The organism is Xanthomonas sp. JAI131, assembly GCF_013410075.1.
Lineage (GTDB): Bacteria > Pseudomonadota > Gammaproteobacteria > Xanthomonadales > Xanthomonadaceae > Xanthomonas_A > Xanthomonas_A bonasiae.
This window is the reverse complement of record NZ_JACCCN010000001.1, coordinates 1,196,565-1,211,523: the sequence shown is the minus strand read 5'-3', so window position 1 is coordinate 1,211,523 and position 14,959 is coordinate 1,196,565. Positions and strand designations below refer to the sequence as shown.

At 69.1% G+C, this 14,959-nt stretch carries 13 protein-coding genes; 10 read left to right on the top strand and 3 right to left on the bottom strand.

Going from position 1 to position 14,959, the window contains the following annotated elements:
• Window positions 1–42: 42 nt before the first annotated feature.
• The 3 genes from HDC36_RS04980 to HDC36_RS04970 form a co-directional block, all read right to left on the bottom strand.
• Window positions 43–1,248, bottom strand: coding sequence for an acetyl-CoA C-acyltransferase (locus HDC36_RS04980; protein ID WP_179564937.1), 1,206 nt, complete (start codon window positions 1,246–1,248; stop codon window positions 43–45).
• A gap of 161 nt (window positions 1,249–1,409) precedes the next feature.
• Window positions 1,410–3,782, bottom strand: coding sequence for a 3-hydroxyacyl-CoA dehydrogenase/enoyl-CoA hydratase family protein (locus HDC36_RS04975; protein WP_179564935.1), 2,373 nt, complete (start codon window positions 3,780–3,782; stop codon window positions 1,410–1,412).
• Between the two features lie 59 nt (window positions 3,783–3,841).
• Window positions 3,842–4,474 (bottom strand): TetR/AcrR family transcriptional regulator, encoded by a 633-nt coding sequence (locus HDC36_RS04970; protein ID WP_179564933.1) that lies wholly within the window; start codon window positions 4,472–4,474, stop codon window positions 3,842–3,844.
• Window positions 4,475–4,696: 222 nt separating this feature from the next.
• On the opposite strand from HDC36_RS04970, the gene ndk reads away from it, so the two are divergent.
• The 10 genes from ndk to moeB all read left to right on the top strand — a co-directional run bounded on the left by ndk (window position 4,697) and on the right by moeB (window position 14,921).
• The gene (gene ndk / locus HDC36_RS04965) at window positions 4,697–5,122 is read left to right on the top strand and encodes a nucleoside-diphosphate kinase (RefSeq protein WP_002812972.1); all 426 of its coding nucleotides are present in this window, start codon (window positions 4,697–4,699) and stop codon (window positions 5,120–5,122) included.
• Between the two features lie 33 nt (window positions 5,123–5,155).
• Window positions 5,156–6,337 (top strand): 23S rRNA (adenine(2503)-C(2))-methyltransferase RlmN, encoded by a 1,182-nt coding sequence (gene rlmN, locus HDC36_RS04960; protein WP_179565640.1) that lies wholly within the window; start codon window positions 5,156–5,158, stop codon window positions 6,335–6,337.
• A 22-nt stretch (window positions 6,338–6,359) separates the two neighbouring features.
• Entirely contained in the window at window positions 6,360–7,142 is a 783-nt protein-coding gene (locus HDC36_RS04955) for a type IV pilus biogenesis/stability protein PilW (protein WP_179565642.1), read from the top strand.
• Window positions 7,139–8,002, top strand: a complete 864-nt coding sequence (locus HDC36_RS04950; RefSeq protein ID WP_179564931.1) for a RodZ domain-containing protein — start codon at window positions 7,139–7,141, stop codon at window positions 8,000–8,002. Before HDC36_RS04955 ends, HDC36_RS04950 begins: the two co-directional genes overlap by 4 nt.
• A 64-nt stretch (window positions 8,003–8,066) precedes the next feature.
• The gene (locus tag HDC36_RS04945) at window positions 8,067–8,705 is read left to right on the top strand and encodes a tetratricopeptide repeat protein (RefSeq protein WP_179564929.1); all 639 of its coding nucleotides are present in this window, start codon (window positions 8,067–8,069) and stop codon (window positions 8,703–8,705) included.
• Window positions 8,702–10,063, top strand: a complete 1,362-nt coding sequence (bamB, locus tag HDC36_RS04940) for an outer membrane protein assembly factor BamB (protein ID WP_179565638.1) — start codon at window positions 8,702–8,704, stop codon at window positions 10,061–10,063. Before HDC36_RS04945 ends, bamB begins: the two co-directional genes overlap by 4 nt.
• A 16-nt stretch (window positions 10,064–10,079) precedes the next feature.
• Window positions 10,080–11,477 (top strand): ribosome biogenesis GTPase Der, encoded by a 1,398-nt coding sequence (der, locus tag HDC36_RS04935; RefSeq protein WP_179564927.1) that lies wholly within the window; start codon window positions 10,080–10,082, stop codon window positions 11,475–11,477.
• A gap of 3 nt (window positions 11,478–11,480) precedes the next feature.
• Entirely contained in the window at window positions 11,481–12,086 is a 606-nt protein-coding gene (locus tag HDC36_RS04930) for an NTP transferase domain-containing protein (protein WP_179564925.1), read from the top strand.
• Complete coding sequence (gene glp, locus HDC36_RS04925; RefSeq protein WP_179564923.1) at window positions 12,083–13,300, top strand: gephyrin-like molybdotransferase Glp; 1,218 nt, start codon at window positions 12,083–12,085, stop codon at window positions 13,298–13,300. Before HDC36_RS04930 ends, glp begins: the two co-directional genes overlap by 4 nt.
• A gap of 457 nt (window positions 13,301–13,757) precedes the next feature.
• The gene (gene moeB, locus HDC36_RS04920) at window positions 13,758–14,921 is read left to right on the top strand and encodes a molybdopterin-synthase adenylyltransferase MoeB (RefSeq protein ID WP_255432621.1); all 1,164 of its coding nucleotides are present in this window, start codon (window positions 13,758–13,760) and stop codon (window positions 14,919–14,921) included.
• The last annotated feature ends 38 nt before the right edge of the window (window positions 14,922–14,959 follow it).

Sequence of the window (14,959 nt, the reverse complement as noted above, 5' to 3'; positions counted from 1 at the left end):
GGGCAGCCTAGGCTGCCCTTTTTCGTGGTCGCGGCGCGGGATTCAGAGCGCTTCGATGATGCCCGCCGCACCCATGCCGGTGCCGATGCACATGGTGACCATGCCGTACTTCTGTTGGCGGCGACGCAGGCCGTGCACCAGCGTGGCGGTGCGGATCGCGCCGGTGGCGCCGAGCGGATGGCCGAGCGCGATCGCGCCGCCGAGCGGGTTGACCTTGGACGGGTCCAGGCCGCTGTCGCGGATCACCGCCAGCGACTGCGCGGCGAAGGCCTCGTTGAGCTCGATCCAGTCGATCTGGTCCTTGCTCAGCCCTGCCTGCTTGAGCGCCTTCGGAATCGCCGCGATCGGACCGATGCCCATCACTTCCGGGCGCACGCCGGCGACCGAGAAGCTGACGAAGCGGGCGAGGGGAGTCAGGCCGTAGTCCTTGATCGCCTGCTCGGAGGCCAGCAGCACCGCGCCGGCGCCGTCGCTCATCTGCGAGGAGTTGCCGGCGGTGACGCTGCCGCCGAACTGGCCGTTGCGGAACACCGGACGCAGCTTGGCCAGGCCTTCGATCGAGCTGTCCGGGCGCGGGCCCTCGTCGGTGTCGACCAGGCGCTTGCGCAGCGCGATGACGTTGCCGGCCAGGTCGGGCTGGTGCGACAGGATCTCGTACGGGGTGATCTCGTCGCGGAACTCGCCGGCGGCGATCGCGGCGATGGCCTTCTGGTGCGAGGCGAGCGCGAACGCGTCCTGGTCCTCGCGCGACACCTTCCATTCCTCGGCCACCTTCTCGGCGGTGATGCCCATGCCGTAGGCGATGGCGACGTGGTCGTCGGCGAACACGCTCGGCGACAGCGCCACCTTGTTGCCCATCATCGGCACCATCGACATCGACTCGGTGCCGCCGGCCAGCATCAGGTCGGCGTTGCCCAGGCGGATCTGGTCCGCGGCCAGCGCCACGGCCTGGATGCCGGAGGAGCAGAAGCGGTTGATGGTCTGTCCGGCGACCGAATTCGGCAGCCCGGCCAGCAGCACGCCGATGCGCGCCACGTTCATGCCTTGCTCGCCCTCGGGCATCGCGCAGCCGATGATCGCATCGTCGATGCGCGAGGGGTCGATGCCCGGCGCCTGCGCGACCACTGCGCGCAACACGTGCGCCAGCATGTCGTCCGGACGGGTATTGCGGAACACGCCCTTGGGCGCCTTGCCGACCGGGGTACGGGTGGCGGCGACGATGTAGGCTTCCTGGATCTGTTTGCTCATGGCTTTCTCCGAAAGCCGGGATTGGGGATTCGGGATTGGGGATTCGTCAAAGCGAATCCCGGTGCCCGAATGTACTTGTGCCCGGCGGATGAATTGTTGGAGGGAATCGTTGGCGAGATGGGGAGCCGCTGTTGCGAATCCCCAATCCCAAATCCCGAATCTCAGTTCCTCAACGGCTTACCCGTCTTGAGCATGTGCCCAATCCGCGCCTGGGTCTTTTCCTGCTGGGCCAGTTCGACGAAGTGCTTGCGCTCGAGCTTGAGCAGCCATTCCTCGTCCACCAGCGCGCCGCGGTCGACTTCGCCGCCGCACAGCACGGTGGCGATGCGGGTGGCGATCTCGTAGTCGTACTCGCTGATGAAGCGGCCTTCCAGCATGTTGACCAGCAGCATCTTGAAGGTGGCGATGCCGACGTCGCCGGCGACCTGGATGCGTCGGGCGGGCAGCGGCGGGCGGTAGCCGCTCTCGGCCAGCGCGCGCGCTTCGGCCTTGGCGATGTACAGCGCCTCGTAGCTGTTGAACACGACCTTGTCGGTGCCGCGCAGCAGGCCCAGTTCCTTGGCGTTGACCGCCGAGGTGGAGACCTTGGCCATCGCCACGGTCTCGAAGGTCTTCTTCAGCTCGGCGAACACGTCGCCGCCGGGGCCGGCCGCCTGCGAGGCGCGCACCGCGATCTCCTTCAGGCCGCCGCCGGCCGGCAGCAGGCCGACGCCGGCCTCGACCAGGCCGATGTAGCTCTCCAGCGCGGCCACGGTCTTGGCGCTGTGCATCTGGAATTCGCAGCCGCCGCCCAGGGCCAGGCCGCGCACCGCCGCGACTACCGGCACCAGCGAATACTTGATGCGCTGGCTGGTGGCCTGGAAGTTGGCGACCATCGCCTCGAACGCATCGACCTTGCCGGCCTGCAGCAGGCCCAGCGCGCCGGCCAGGTCGGCGCCGGCGGAGAAGGGCTCCTTGTGCTGCCACAGCACCAGGCCCTTGAAGTCCTTCTCGGCGCGGCCGACCGCTTCCTGCAGGCCGTCGAGCACCTGGTCGGACACGGTGTTCATCTTGGTCTTGAAGCTGACCACGGCGATGTCGTCGCCGTCGTGCCACAGGCGCAGGCCGTCGTTCTCGAACACGGTCTCGCCCGGGGCGAACTTCTCGCCCAGCAGCGGATCGGGGAAGCGCTGGCGCTGGTACACCGGCAGCGCCGAGCGCGGCAGTTTGGCGTTGCGCGCCGGGCTGTAGCTGCCCTCGGCGGCATGCACGCCGTCGCGGCCGTCGAACACCCAGTCCGGCAGCGGCGCGCTGGACATGGCCTTGCCGGCGACGATGTCGTCGGCGATCCACTGCGCCACCTGCTTCCAGCCGGCGGCCTGCCAGGTCTCGAACGGGCCCAGCGACCAGCCGTAGCCCCAGCGGATCGCCAGGTCCACGTCGCGCGCGGTCTCGGCGATGTCGGCCAGGTGGTAGGCGCTGTAGTGGAACAGGTCGCGGAATGTCGCCCACAGGAACTGCGCCTGCGGGTGCTGGCTCTCGCGCAGCTTGGCGAACTTCTCCGCCGGGTTCTTGATCTTCAGGATCTCGACCACTTCCGGCGCCGCGCTGCGGTCGGCCGGACGGTAGTCCTGCTTCTCCAGGTCCAGCACCACAATGTCCTTGCCGACCTTGCGGAAGATGCCGGCGCCGACCTTCTGGCCGAGCGCGCCCTTGGCGATCAGCGCGTCCAGCCACTTCGGCGAGGCGAAGTACTGGTGCCACGGATCGTCGGGCAGGGTGTCGGCCATGGTCTTGATGACGTGGGCCATGGTGTCCAGGCCGACCACGTCGGAGGTGCGGTAGGTCGCCGACTTCGGGCGGCCCACCAGCGGGCCGGTCAGCGCGTCCACTTCATCGAAGCCCAGGCCGGACTGCGCGGTGTGGTGGATGGTGGACAGGATCGAGAACACGCCGATGCGGTTGCCGATGAAGTTCGGGGTGTCCTTGGCATAGACCACGCCCTTGCCCAGGGTGGTGACCAGGAACGCTTCCAGGCCTTCCAGCACCGCCGCATCGGTGCCCTTGGCCGGGATCAGCTCGGCCAGGTGCATGTAGCGCGGCGGGTTGAAGAAATGCACGCCGCAGAAGCGATGGCGCAGCTGCTCGGGCAGCACGTCGGACAGCGCATTGATGCCCAGGCCGGAGGTGTTGGAGGCCAGGACCGCGTGATCGGCCACGAACGGGGCGATCTTCTTGTACAGGTCCTGTTTCCAGTCCATGCGCTCGGCGATGGCTTCGATGATCAGGTCGCAGCCGCGCAGTTGCTCCAGGCCGGAGTCGTAGTTGGCCGGGGTGATCGCTTCGGCCAGCGTGGCGCTGGCGAGCGGGGCAGGGCTCAGCTTGGTCAGGTTGGCGATGGCCTTGAGCACGATGCCGTCGGGGTGGCCGTCCTTGGCGGGAAGGTCGAACAGGACGGTGTCGACGCCGGCGTTGGTCAGGTGCGCAGCGATCTGCGCGCCCATCACGCCCGCGCCCAGGACGGCGGCACGGCGGACTAGCAGGGGGTTGGACATAGCGATCAGCCTCTGTGGGTCAACGATTGCGGGATGTGGACAGAACGGTTCTTGCGGAATTACGGCGCGGAGCGGGCCAGGAAGCCCGCCTCGGCGAAACGGATGAGTTCGCGCGCGGCGTGGGCGCGATGCGCGCCTTCGCTGACGCCGGCGGGGCGCTTGATCAGGCCGAAGTCGGCCATGGCATAGGTCAGGGCGCCGGCCAGGAAGTCCAGGCGCCAGTACAGTTCTTCCTTGCTCAGTTCGGGCACGCAGACGGCGATGGCCTTGCCGAACTCGCGCAGCACGTGGCCGTAGTGGTCGGACAGGAACTGGCGCAGGCTGTCGTTCTTCTCGGCGTAGGCGCGGGCGATCACGCGCACGAAGGCGCCGCCGCTCTGGCGGTCCTGGGCCATCGCCAGCGCCGGCTCCACGAACGCCGCTAGCACCGGGCCGAGCTGGCCGGGATGCTGCCGTTGCGCGGCTTCCAGCTGCGCCAGGCGCGCGGCGGTCATCTCGTCCATGCGCCGCCGGAACACCTCGTTGACCAGGTTTTCCTTGGAGCCGAAGTGGTAGTTCACCGCGGCGATGTTGACGTCGGCCTGGCTGGTGACCTGGCGCAGCGAAGTGCCGGAAAAGCCGTGCTGGGCGAACAGTTCCTCGGCCGCGCTGAGGATGCGGTCCTTGGTGGAGAAGTGCGCTTGCTTTGCCATGCGGCCGCCGGAATCAATCAAACGATTGTTTGAGTCTAGGCCTGGCATCCGGCCGCGTCATGTTGCGATGCAGCATGATTCAGCCGGCGGCCGTGCAAAGCCCGCTGCGATTGGATAGAATTGTCCATCGCAATTCTGGCTAAGCCCGCGTTTTGACGCGGGTTTTTTTCATGCTAACCTCGGGCCATCCAGTCTAGTGGCCCGCCCAACGGAGAAATTCCCATGGCGCTGGAGCGCACCCTGTCCATCATCAAGCCCGATGCCGTCGCCAAGAACGTCATCGGCGAGATCTATTCCCGTTTCGAGAAGGCCGGCCTGAAGGTCGTGGCCGCCAAGTACAAGCAGCTGTCGCGCCGCGAGGCCGAGGGCTTCTACGCCGTGCACCGCGAGCGTCCGTTCTTCAACGCGCTGGTCGAGTTCATGATCTCCGGCCCGGTGATGATCCAGGCGCTGGAAGGCGAGAATGCCGTGGCCGCGCACCGCGACCTGCTCGGCGCCACCAACCCGAAGGATGCCGCACCGGGCACCATCCGCGCCGATTTCGCCGACTCGATCGACGCCAACGCCGCGCACGGTTCCGACTCGGTCGAGAACGCCGCCAACGAAGTGGCGTATTTCTTCGCCGCCACCGAAGTGGTTTCGCGCTAAGAGGTCATCGTGAACGAGGTCGTCCACACTCCGTTGGCGCTCGCCGATCCGATCCGGACCGGCGGCGCGACCAAGCAGAATCTGCTCGACCTCGATCGCGAGGGCCTGGAGCGTTTCTTCGCCGACACGCTCGGCGAAGCGCGCTACCGCGCCCACCAGGTGATGAAGTGGATCCACCATCGCTACGTCACCGACTTCGACCAGATGACCGACCTCGGCAAGGCGTTGCGCGCCAAGCTGCAGCAGCATGCCGAGGTCGTCGTCCCCAACATCGTGTTCGACAAGCCTTCCGCCGACGGCACCCACAAGTGGCTGCTGGCCATGGGCACCGACGGCAAGAACGCGATCGAGGCCGTGTATATCCCGGACAAGGGCCGCGGCACGCTGTGCGTGTCCTCCCAGGTCGGCTGCGGGTTGAACTGCACGTTCTGCTCGACCGCCACCCAGGGCTTCAACCGCAACCTGTCCACCGCCGAGATCGTCGGCCAGGTGTGGGTCGCGGCGCGGCATCTGGGCAACGTGCCGCACCAGCAGCGCCGTCTCACCAACGTGGTGATGATGGGCATGGGCGAGCCGCTGATGAATTTCGACAACGTCGTGCGCGCGATGAGCGTGATGCGCGACGACCTGGGCTACGGCCTGGCCAACAAGCGGGTCACGCTGTCGACCTCCGGCCTGGTGCCGATGATCGATCGCCTGTCCACCGAGAGCGACGTGTCGCTGGCGGTCTCGCTGCATGCGGCCGACGACGCGCTGCGCGAGACGCTGGTGCCGCTGAACAAGAAATACCCGGTCGCCGAGCTGATGGCCGCGTGCGCGCGCTATCTGCGCGCCAACAAGCGCCGCGAATCGGTCACCTTCGAATACACGCTGATGAAGGGCATCAACGACCAGCCCGAACATGCGCGGCAACTGGCGCGGCTGATGCGCCAGTTCGACAACGCGGTGCAGGCCTCGAACGCGGGCAAGGTCAACCTGATCCCGTTCAATCCGTTCCCGGGCACGCGCTACGAGCGTTCCGGCGAGACGGAAATCCGCGCGTTCCAGAAGATCCTGCTCGATGCGCAGGTGCTGACCATGGTGCGGCGCACGCGCGGCGACGACATCGATGCGGCCTGCGGCCAGCTCAAGGGGCAGGTGCTGGACCGCACCCGGCGCCAGGCGGACTTCCAGCGCCAGTTGCAGACCCAGGCGGACCGGGATGCGGCGGCCTAAGCATCCTCTGGCCATCGTCGCGTTGGCCGCGGCGCTGCTGGCGTTGTCGGCGTGTGCCGGGCACGGTACCAAGTCCGGCAAGCTGCGCAACGTCGAGCAGGTGGCGCCGGACTACGATTTCCGCGACAGCGGCGAGGTCAAGGCGCGCTACGCGTTGCAGGAACAACTCGGCCTGGCCGGCAACCGGCTCAGCGGCGGCGATCTGGTCGGCGCCGAGGAGCATGCGCGCAAGGCGCTGGCGCTGGCTCCGGATTCGGTGCAGGCGCACACGCTGATGGCGGTGGCTGCCGGCCGCCGCGGCGATACCGCCACTGCCGGCGAGCATTACCGCAAGGCCGCCGAACTGGCGCCGAACCGCGGCGAGGCCTTGAACAACTACGGCGCCTGGCTGTGCGCGAACGGTGCCGCGGCCGAGGCGCTGCAGTGGTTCGATCGTGCGCTGCAGGCGCCCGGCTACGCCACGCCGGCGTCGGCCCTGGCCAATGCCGGCGGTTGCGCGTTGCAGATCGGCCAGCGCGAGCGCGGCGAACGCGACCTGCGCAAGGCGCTGGCGCTGGAGCCGGGCAATGCCTACGCGCTGGAAGCGATGGCGCGCGACGAAGCGGCGCATGCGCGCTTTTTCGAGGCGCGCGCCTTCTCGGAACGGCGTCTGGCGGCTGCGCCGGCCACTGTATCCGTGTTACAACTTGCTATTCAGATTGAACAAGGGCTTGGCGACATGGCTGCTGCCGGCCGTTACCAACAGCGGTTGCGCAAGGAGTTTCCCGATGCCGCGACCACGACTCCCGGGGCTAGTGCATTGTGATCAGTGATTCCAATCCGAACGCTTTCGACGGCGCCAAAGGTTGCGGGCAACAGCTCCGCGAAGCGCGCGAAGCGGCGGGCCTGAGCATCGACGAGGTCGGTAGCCGTTTGCGCATGCCGGTGCACGTGATCGGTGCGCTGGAAGCGGAGCAGTGGCAGCGCCTCGGCGCGCCGGTGTTCGTGCGCGGTCAGCTGCGCAGCTATGCGCGCCTGCTCGGGGTGGACCTGGAGCCGCTGCTGGCCAGCGCGCAGATCGCGCCGGTGCAGCCGGTGGAGCTGATCAGCCATACGCATACCCCGCCGCTGCGGCGCATGCTCGAGAGCGCGACCCGGCGCATGGTGTACGTGGTGATCACCGCCGGACTGGCGGTGCCGGTCTGGTACGCGACCCGCACCCATTTCGCCGACGACGGCCCGAGCACCGCGTCGCTGGACGTGGTGCCGGCGGCGCCGGGCGACGCGGCGCCGACCGCGACGGCGGGCACCGGCGGCAACCCGGCGCCCACCGCCGCGTCCGGCAATCGCCCCGCGCCGCCTGCGGCGCCGTACATCGCCTCGCTGACGCCGCTGCCGCGCGCCTCCAGCGAGGCGGAAAAGCCCGGCCTGAGCCTGTCGTTCCAGGGCGACAGCTGGGTCCAGATCATCGCCCCGGACGGCACGCCGCTGGAAAAGGCGCTGCTGAAAGCCGGCGAAAAGCGCGACTACGCGCCGGGTCAAGTGGGCCGCATCGTGCTCGGCAATGCGTCGGCGGTCCAGGTTCAGCAATCCGGTAGTACCGTGGATCTGACTCCGTACAAGCGCGCGAACGTGGCCCGCTTTGCGGTATCCTCTGACGGTTCCGTGGTGCCAGCGTCCGAGTGACGGCGGCGCGGTTCCTCAATCTCAACATTCCATGTCCCGTCGTTGCGGCGGGGCGAGAGTACGCATGGCGATCGACGACCTGCTCGACGAGCACGAACAAAGCGAACGCGTCCGCACTTGGCTCAGGAAAAACGGCGCCGGCCTGATCGGCGGCATTGCCCTGGGCATCGGCGCGATCATTGGCTGGCAGTGGTGGACCAAGCAGCATTCCAACGACCTGGCGCAGGCCAATTCCCACTACGACGCCGTGCTCAAGAGCATCCAGGCCAAGCAACTGGACAAGGCCAGCAAGGATATGGCGGCGCTGCAGCAGGGCCCGGCCAACATCTATGCCGAACTGGCCGCGCTGCGCCTGGCCAAGGCGCAAGCCGATGACGACAAGTACGACCAGGCCCTGGCCACGCTGCGCGGCCTCAAGGCCGAGGGCGAGCTGAAGCTGCTCATCGACCAGCGCGTGGCGCGGTTGCTGATCCAGACCGGCAAGAGCGACGAAGCGCTGAAGTTGCTGGCCGCGGCCGACGACAACCAGAGCCTGGAGATCCGTGGCGATGCGCTGATCGCGCAGGGCAAGCGCGATGCGGCACGCGAGGCGTACGCCAAGTCGTTGACCACCCTGGACGTGGCGGCGCCGCAACGGCGACTGCTGGAAACGAAGTTGATGGATGCGGGCGGCACCGTGCCGAATCCTGCGGAGCCGATCTGATGAAGGTAGTCATGTTCAAGCGCATCGCGACCATCGCGCTGCTGGGTCTGGCGCTGTCCGGTTGCAGCACGGTCAAGGGCTGGTTCGCAGGCAAGGACGCGGCCGCCAAGAAGGCCGCCGAGCCGGCCGAGCTGGTCGATTTCAAGCCGTCGGTGAAGATCGTCAAGCTGTGGTCCACCGACGCCGGCAAGGGCGAGAAGCGGATCGGCGTGCGCCAGCATCCGGCCGTGGCCGACGGCAAGGTGTACCTGGCCGCGGCTTCCGGTTCGGTCTACGCGCTGGACCTGCAGACCGGCAAGACGCTGTGGGAATACGACGCCAAGAAGGCGCGCAAGGAGCGCCTGTCGCAGGTGCAGGAGCAGCAGCCGGAGAGCCAGGTCGAGGGCGAATCCAGCAAGGGCCTGTCCAAGGACGAGCGTGCGGCCTACAAGCAGCGCCTGCGCAACGAGAAGCAGCAGGCCAAGGAGCGCAAGCGGCTGGAGAAGAACCGTCCGCTGCCGCGCTTCGCCGGTGGTCCTGGCGTGGGCGAGGGCCTGGTCGTGGTCGGCGGCCTGAATGGCGAAGTGATCGCGCTCGACGCCGCCAGCGGCAGCGAGAAGTGGCGCGCCAAGGTGCCCAACGAAGTGATCGCCGCGCCGGTGGTCTCGCAGAACATGGTGTTCGTGCGCAGCAACGACGGCCACGTCACCGCGTTCGATGCGGGCACCGGGCAGCAGCGCTGGTTCCATGTGCAGGAACTGCCGACCCTGACCGTGCGCGGCAACGCGCCGGTGGTGTCCGGCCCGGGCGTGCTGTTCATCGGCAACGACGACGGCACGCTGGCGGCGCTGGCGATGCAGGACGGGCGCGTGCTGTGGGAGCAGACCATCGGCGTGCCGGAAGGCCGCACCGAACTGGAGCGCATGGCCGACGTGGACGGCGCGCCGGTGCTCGACGGCACCACCCTGTACGCGACCAGCTTCAAGAACCAGACCGTGGCGCTGGAAGGCCCGAGCGGGCGTCCGCTGTGGACCCGCGACCATGGCGGTGCCGGCGGTGTCGCGGTCAATTCCAGCAGCGTGGTGGTGGCCGACAATGCCGGTTCGGTGTGGGCGTTGGACAAGGCTTCCGGTTCGGCGACCTGGTCGCAGCCGGCGCTGGCGCGGCGTTCGCTGACCGGCGTGGCGATCCAGGGCGACTACGCCGTGGTCGGCGACTACAAGGGGTATCTGCATTGGTTGAAGCTCGACAACGGCGAGATCGCCGCACGCGAGCGGGTGGGACGCAAGGCGCTGGTAGCGCAGCCGGTGGTAGCCGATGGCATCCTGCTGGTCCAGAACACGAAAGGCGACCTGACCGCGTTCCGGTTGGGTCAATAAAGGAAGGGAATTCGCGATGCTGCCGCTGGTCGCCCTGGTTGGACGGCCGAATGTCGGCAAGTCCACGCTATTCAATGCGCTCACGCGCAGCCGCGACGCGCTGGTCCACGACCAGCCCGGCGTCACCCGCGATCGCAATTACGGCGTCTGCCGGCTGGAGCCGGACACCCCGTTCGTGATCGTCGACACCGGCGGCATTTCCGGCGAGGAAGAAGGCCTGGCCGGGGCGACCGCAGACCAGGCGCGCTCCGCTGCCGGCGAAGCCGATCTGGTGCTGTTCGTGGTCGATGGCCGTGAGGGATCCTCCTCGCTCGACGACGAGATCCTGGCCTGGCTGCGCAAGCTGGCGCGGCCGACGCTGCTGCTGATCAACAAGATCGACGGCACCGACGAGGACCAGGTCCGCGCCGAGTTCGCGCGCTATGGCCTGGGCGAGGCGATCGCGGTGTCCGCGGCGCATCGCCACGGCATCGACGACCTGCTCGAGGAAGTGCTGTCGCGCTTGCCGGAAGAGGGCGCCGGCGAGACGCTGGACACCGATCCCAAGCGCATGCGCATCGCCTTCGTCGGCCGCCCCAACGTCGGCAAGTCGACGCTGGTCAACCGGCTGCTCGGCGAGGAGCGGATGATCGCGTCCGAAGTGCCGGGCACCACCCGCGATTCGATCGCGGTCGACCTGCAGCGCGACGACCGCCTGTACCGGCTGATCGACACCGCCGGCCTGCGCCGTCGCGGCCGGGTCGAGGAGGCGGTGGAGAAATTCAGCGTGTTCAAGACGCTGCAGGCGATCGAGCAATGCGAGGTCGCGGTGCTGCTGCTCGACGCCACCGAAGGCGTCACCGACCAGGACGCCAGCGTGCTCGGCGCGATCCTGGACGCCGGCCGCGCGCTGGTGGTGGCGGTCAACAAGTGGGACGGGCTGACCGACTACCAGCGCGAACAGGCCGAGGCGCTGTTGTCGCGCAAGCTCGGCTTCGTGCCGTGGGCCGAAGCGGTGCGGATCTCGGCCAAGCACGGCTCCGGCCTGCGCGAGCTGTTCCGCGCGATCCACAGCGCGCATGCCTCGGCGATCCGCGAATTCAGCACCAGCGAAGTCAACCAGGCGCTGGAAGTGGCCTACGAGACCAATCCGCCGCCGAGCATCCGCGGCCATGTCTCCAAGCTGCGCTACGTGCATCCGGGCGGCAGCAATCCGCCGACCTTCATCGTCCACGGCACGCGCCTGAAAGTGCTGCCGGAGTCGTACAAGCGCTACCTGGAGAATTTCTTCCGCAAGCGCTTCAAGCTGGTCGGCACGCCGGTGCGCTTCATGTTCCGCGAAGGCGCCAATCCGTACGAAGGCAAGAAGAACGTGCTGACCGAGCGCCAGATCGCCAAGAAGCGGCGCTTGATGAAACACGTCCGCGGCAAGTAGCCGATGGACGCGCGGCGCGAGGTCACGCTGGGCATCCTCGCCGGCGGCCGCGCGCAACGCCTGGGCGGTTGCGACAAGGCCTGGCTGCAACGCGACGGGCAAGCGCTGGTGCAGCGCCTGGCGCAGGCCTTGGCGCCGGCGGTCGCGGCGGTGCTGGTCAGCGCCAACCGCGACCTGCCGCGCTACGCCGCCGCCGGACTGCACGCGCTGCCCGACCGGATCGCCGCGCCGCCTGGCGCCGAGCGCTCGCTGGGGCCGATCGCCGGCCTGGACGCGCTGGCCGCGGCCTGCGCCACGCCGTGGCTGCTGACCTTGCCGGTGGACCTGTGCCGGCTTCCGCCTGCGCTGCTGGACAGGTTGATCGACGCCAGTGGCGATGCGGATGGCGCCTGTGCCGAGGACGACGACGGCGTACAGCCGCTGGTGGCGCTGTACCGCGTCGCCGCGCTGCGGCCTGCGTTGGCTTCGGCGCTGGATGCCGGTCGCTACGCGCCGCGCGCCTTGCAGCAGCAGTTGGCGATGGTCCGCGCACGCGTGCCCGGGGAGACCTTCGGCAACCTCAACACGCCGCAGGACCTGCGCGCAGCGGGTATCCTGCCGGCGCCATGAACGACTATCCCTCCCGTATTGCCTATTCCGAGGCGCTGGCCATCGTCGCCGCCGTCGCCCAGTCGCGCCCGTTGCCGGCCGAACGCCTGGCGCTGCCGCGCGCCGATGGCCGCATCCTGCTCGAATCGCTGGACGCGCCGATCGACCTGCCGCCGTTCGCCAACAGCGCGATGGACGGCTTCGCGCTGCGCCATGCCGACCTGCATCCGGATGCGCCGACCGTGTTGCGCCTGGCCGGCGAGCAGTTCGCCGGCGAGGATTTGCGCCAGGCGATCGGTGCCGGCGAATGCCTGCGCATCACCACCGGCGCGCCGCTGCCGGCGGGCGCCGATACGGTGGTGATCAAGGAAAACGTGGTCGAGCGCGACGGCCAGGTGCAGGTGCCGGCCGCGCCGGTCGCCGGCGCGCACGTGCGTGCGCGCGGCGAGGACGTGCGCGCCGGCGAGCGCGTGCTCGAAGCGGGCCTGGCGTTGACGCCGTCGCGGATCGGCCTGGCCGCCGCGCTCGGCGTGGCGCAGGTGGCCGTGGCGGCGCGACCGACCGTGGCGGTGTTCGCCACCGGCGACGAACTGGTCGAGCCGGGCATGCCGCTCAAGCCGGGGCAGATCTACAACAGCAACCGCGACATGCTGATGGCGCAACTGCGCCTGCTCGGCCTGGAGCCGACCGCATGGCCGACGCTGCCGGACGATCCGCAGCGGATCGAAAGCATGCTGACCGATGCGGCCTCGGCGTTCGACGTGGTGCTGACCTGCGGCGGCGTCTCCGCCGGCGAGAAGGATTACCTGCCGCGGCTGCTGGCCGAGCGCGGCCGCATCCATTTCTGGAAGGTGCGCATGCGCCCGGGCATGCCGCTGCTGTTCGGCGAGCTGGACCGCGCCCTGTTCCTGGGCCTGCCCGGCAATCCCGTGTCGGTGCTGGCCACGTTCATGGCGATCGGGCGGCCGCTGCTGGACGCGCTGCAGCAGCGCGCCGAGCCGCGCCCGCAATGGCGCGCGCGGCTGGCCTCGGGTTGGGACAAGCGCCACGAGCGCCTGGAGTTCCTGCGCGGGCGCATGCGCTGCGACGCGTACGGACAGCTGTGGGTGGAGCCGAACCCGGCCGACGGCTCGCACCGCCTGCGCGGCGCCGCCGACAGCGACGTGCTGCTGCGGCTGGACGAGGGTGCGCGCCGTTTCGATGCCGGCGACGTGGTCGAGGTGTTCGCGTACTGAGTGTTGCGGGCGCGTCCGCACACAGGTCGCGCGAACGTTCATGCGGGTCGGACCGCACAGACCGTACGGCTGGAGCAGCTCGACCCAGGTTGCGGCCTGGTTGCACGCGCCGCCGTCGGCGGCGGCCGCCGCAGGTCAAGGTGTTCTCGATCGCCGGAAGCCGGCCTGCGTTCCGCACTGGCGCCCGTCACGTCGCGCGATGCGCGCGGCAACCGGCGAGCGCTCAGGACTGCGTGGCGATCGCGAACTCGTCTCCGGGGAGTGTGTGGGCAGCCAGTCACGGGCCTGGTTCGGGGAGTATTTCCTCGATGCGCCGATCCACCGTCCTGGCCACCGCGGCGACCATGCTTGAATAGCGTTCCCTCCGCCGGATGCAGGCGTCGGCGATGCGTCGAAGATGCCGGATCCGACGCTGCCGACTCGGGAACCGCACACCGCCCCCCGCGCGAAGGACGCGCTGCAAGTTTGCGCCGATAATGCGCGCATGAGCATTCGAGAACTGACCCCGCAGCAAGCCCGCGAGCGTGTGGCCCAGGGCGCGCGACTGATCGATGTGCGCGAGGAACACGAGCGCGCCGCCGGCATGGCCGAGGGCGCGCTCGGCGTGGCCCGCGCGCAGTTGCAGGACGACCCGGCCACGCATGTCGGCGCGGCCGACGCCGAGACGATCCTGATCTGCCAGAGCGGCAAGCGTTCGCACGAGGCTGCGCTGTTCCTGCAGCAGGCCGGTTATGCCGCGGTCGCGTCGGTGCTGGGCGGCACCACGCGCTGGCAGCGCGACGGATTGCCGCTGCAGCGGCCGGCGCTGGCGCCAGAGCAGCAGGATTTCTTCGAGCGCTATTCGCGCCACCTGCGCCTGCCCGAAGTCGGCATCTATGGCCAGCGGCGGCTGCAGGCGGCGCGCGTGCTGCTGGTCGGCGCCGGCGGGCTGGGTTCGCCGGCCGGCTTCTACCTGGCCGCGGCCGGGGTCGGCCAGCTGCGCATCGCCGACGACGATGTGGTCGATCGCAGCAACCTGCAGCGGCAGATCCTGCATACCGAAGCGCGGGTCGGGCAGCCCAAGGTGGCGTCGGCGGCCGCGGCGCTGGCCGCGCTGAATCCGGGCGTGCAGGTCGAGCCGGTACGCGAACGGGTGACCTCGGCCAATGTCGAACGCCTGTTGCAGGACGTGGACGTGGTGCTCGACGGTTCGGACAATTTCCCCGCGCGCTACCTGCTCAACGACGCCTGCGTGAAGCTGGGCAAGCCGCTGGTGTACGGCGCGGTGCAGCGCTTCGAGGGCCAGGTCAGCGTGTTCGACGCCGGCCGGCTGCGCGGGCAGGCGCCGTGCTACCGCTGCCTGTTCCCGGAGCCGCCGCCGCCGGAGTTCGCGCCCAGTTGCGCCGAGGCCGGCGTGCTCGGGGTGCTGCCCGGCATCGTCGGCCTGCTGCAGGCCAACGAGGTGCTGAAGCTGCTGCTGGAGATCGGCGAGCCGCTGCGCGGCCGCCTGCTGTACTTCGACGCGCTGGCGATGCGTTTCCGCGAAACCCGCCTGGCCGCCGATCCGCAGTGCCCGGTATGCGCGCCCGGGCTCGCGTTTCCCGGCTATATCGACTACGCGAAGTTCTGTGGCGCGGAGTAAGCCCCTCTCCCCTCGGGAGAGGGGGGTGGGGTGAGGGT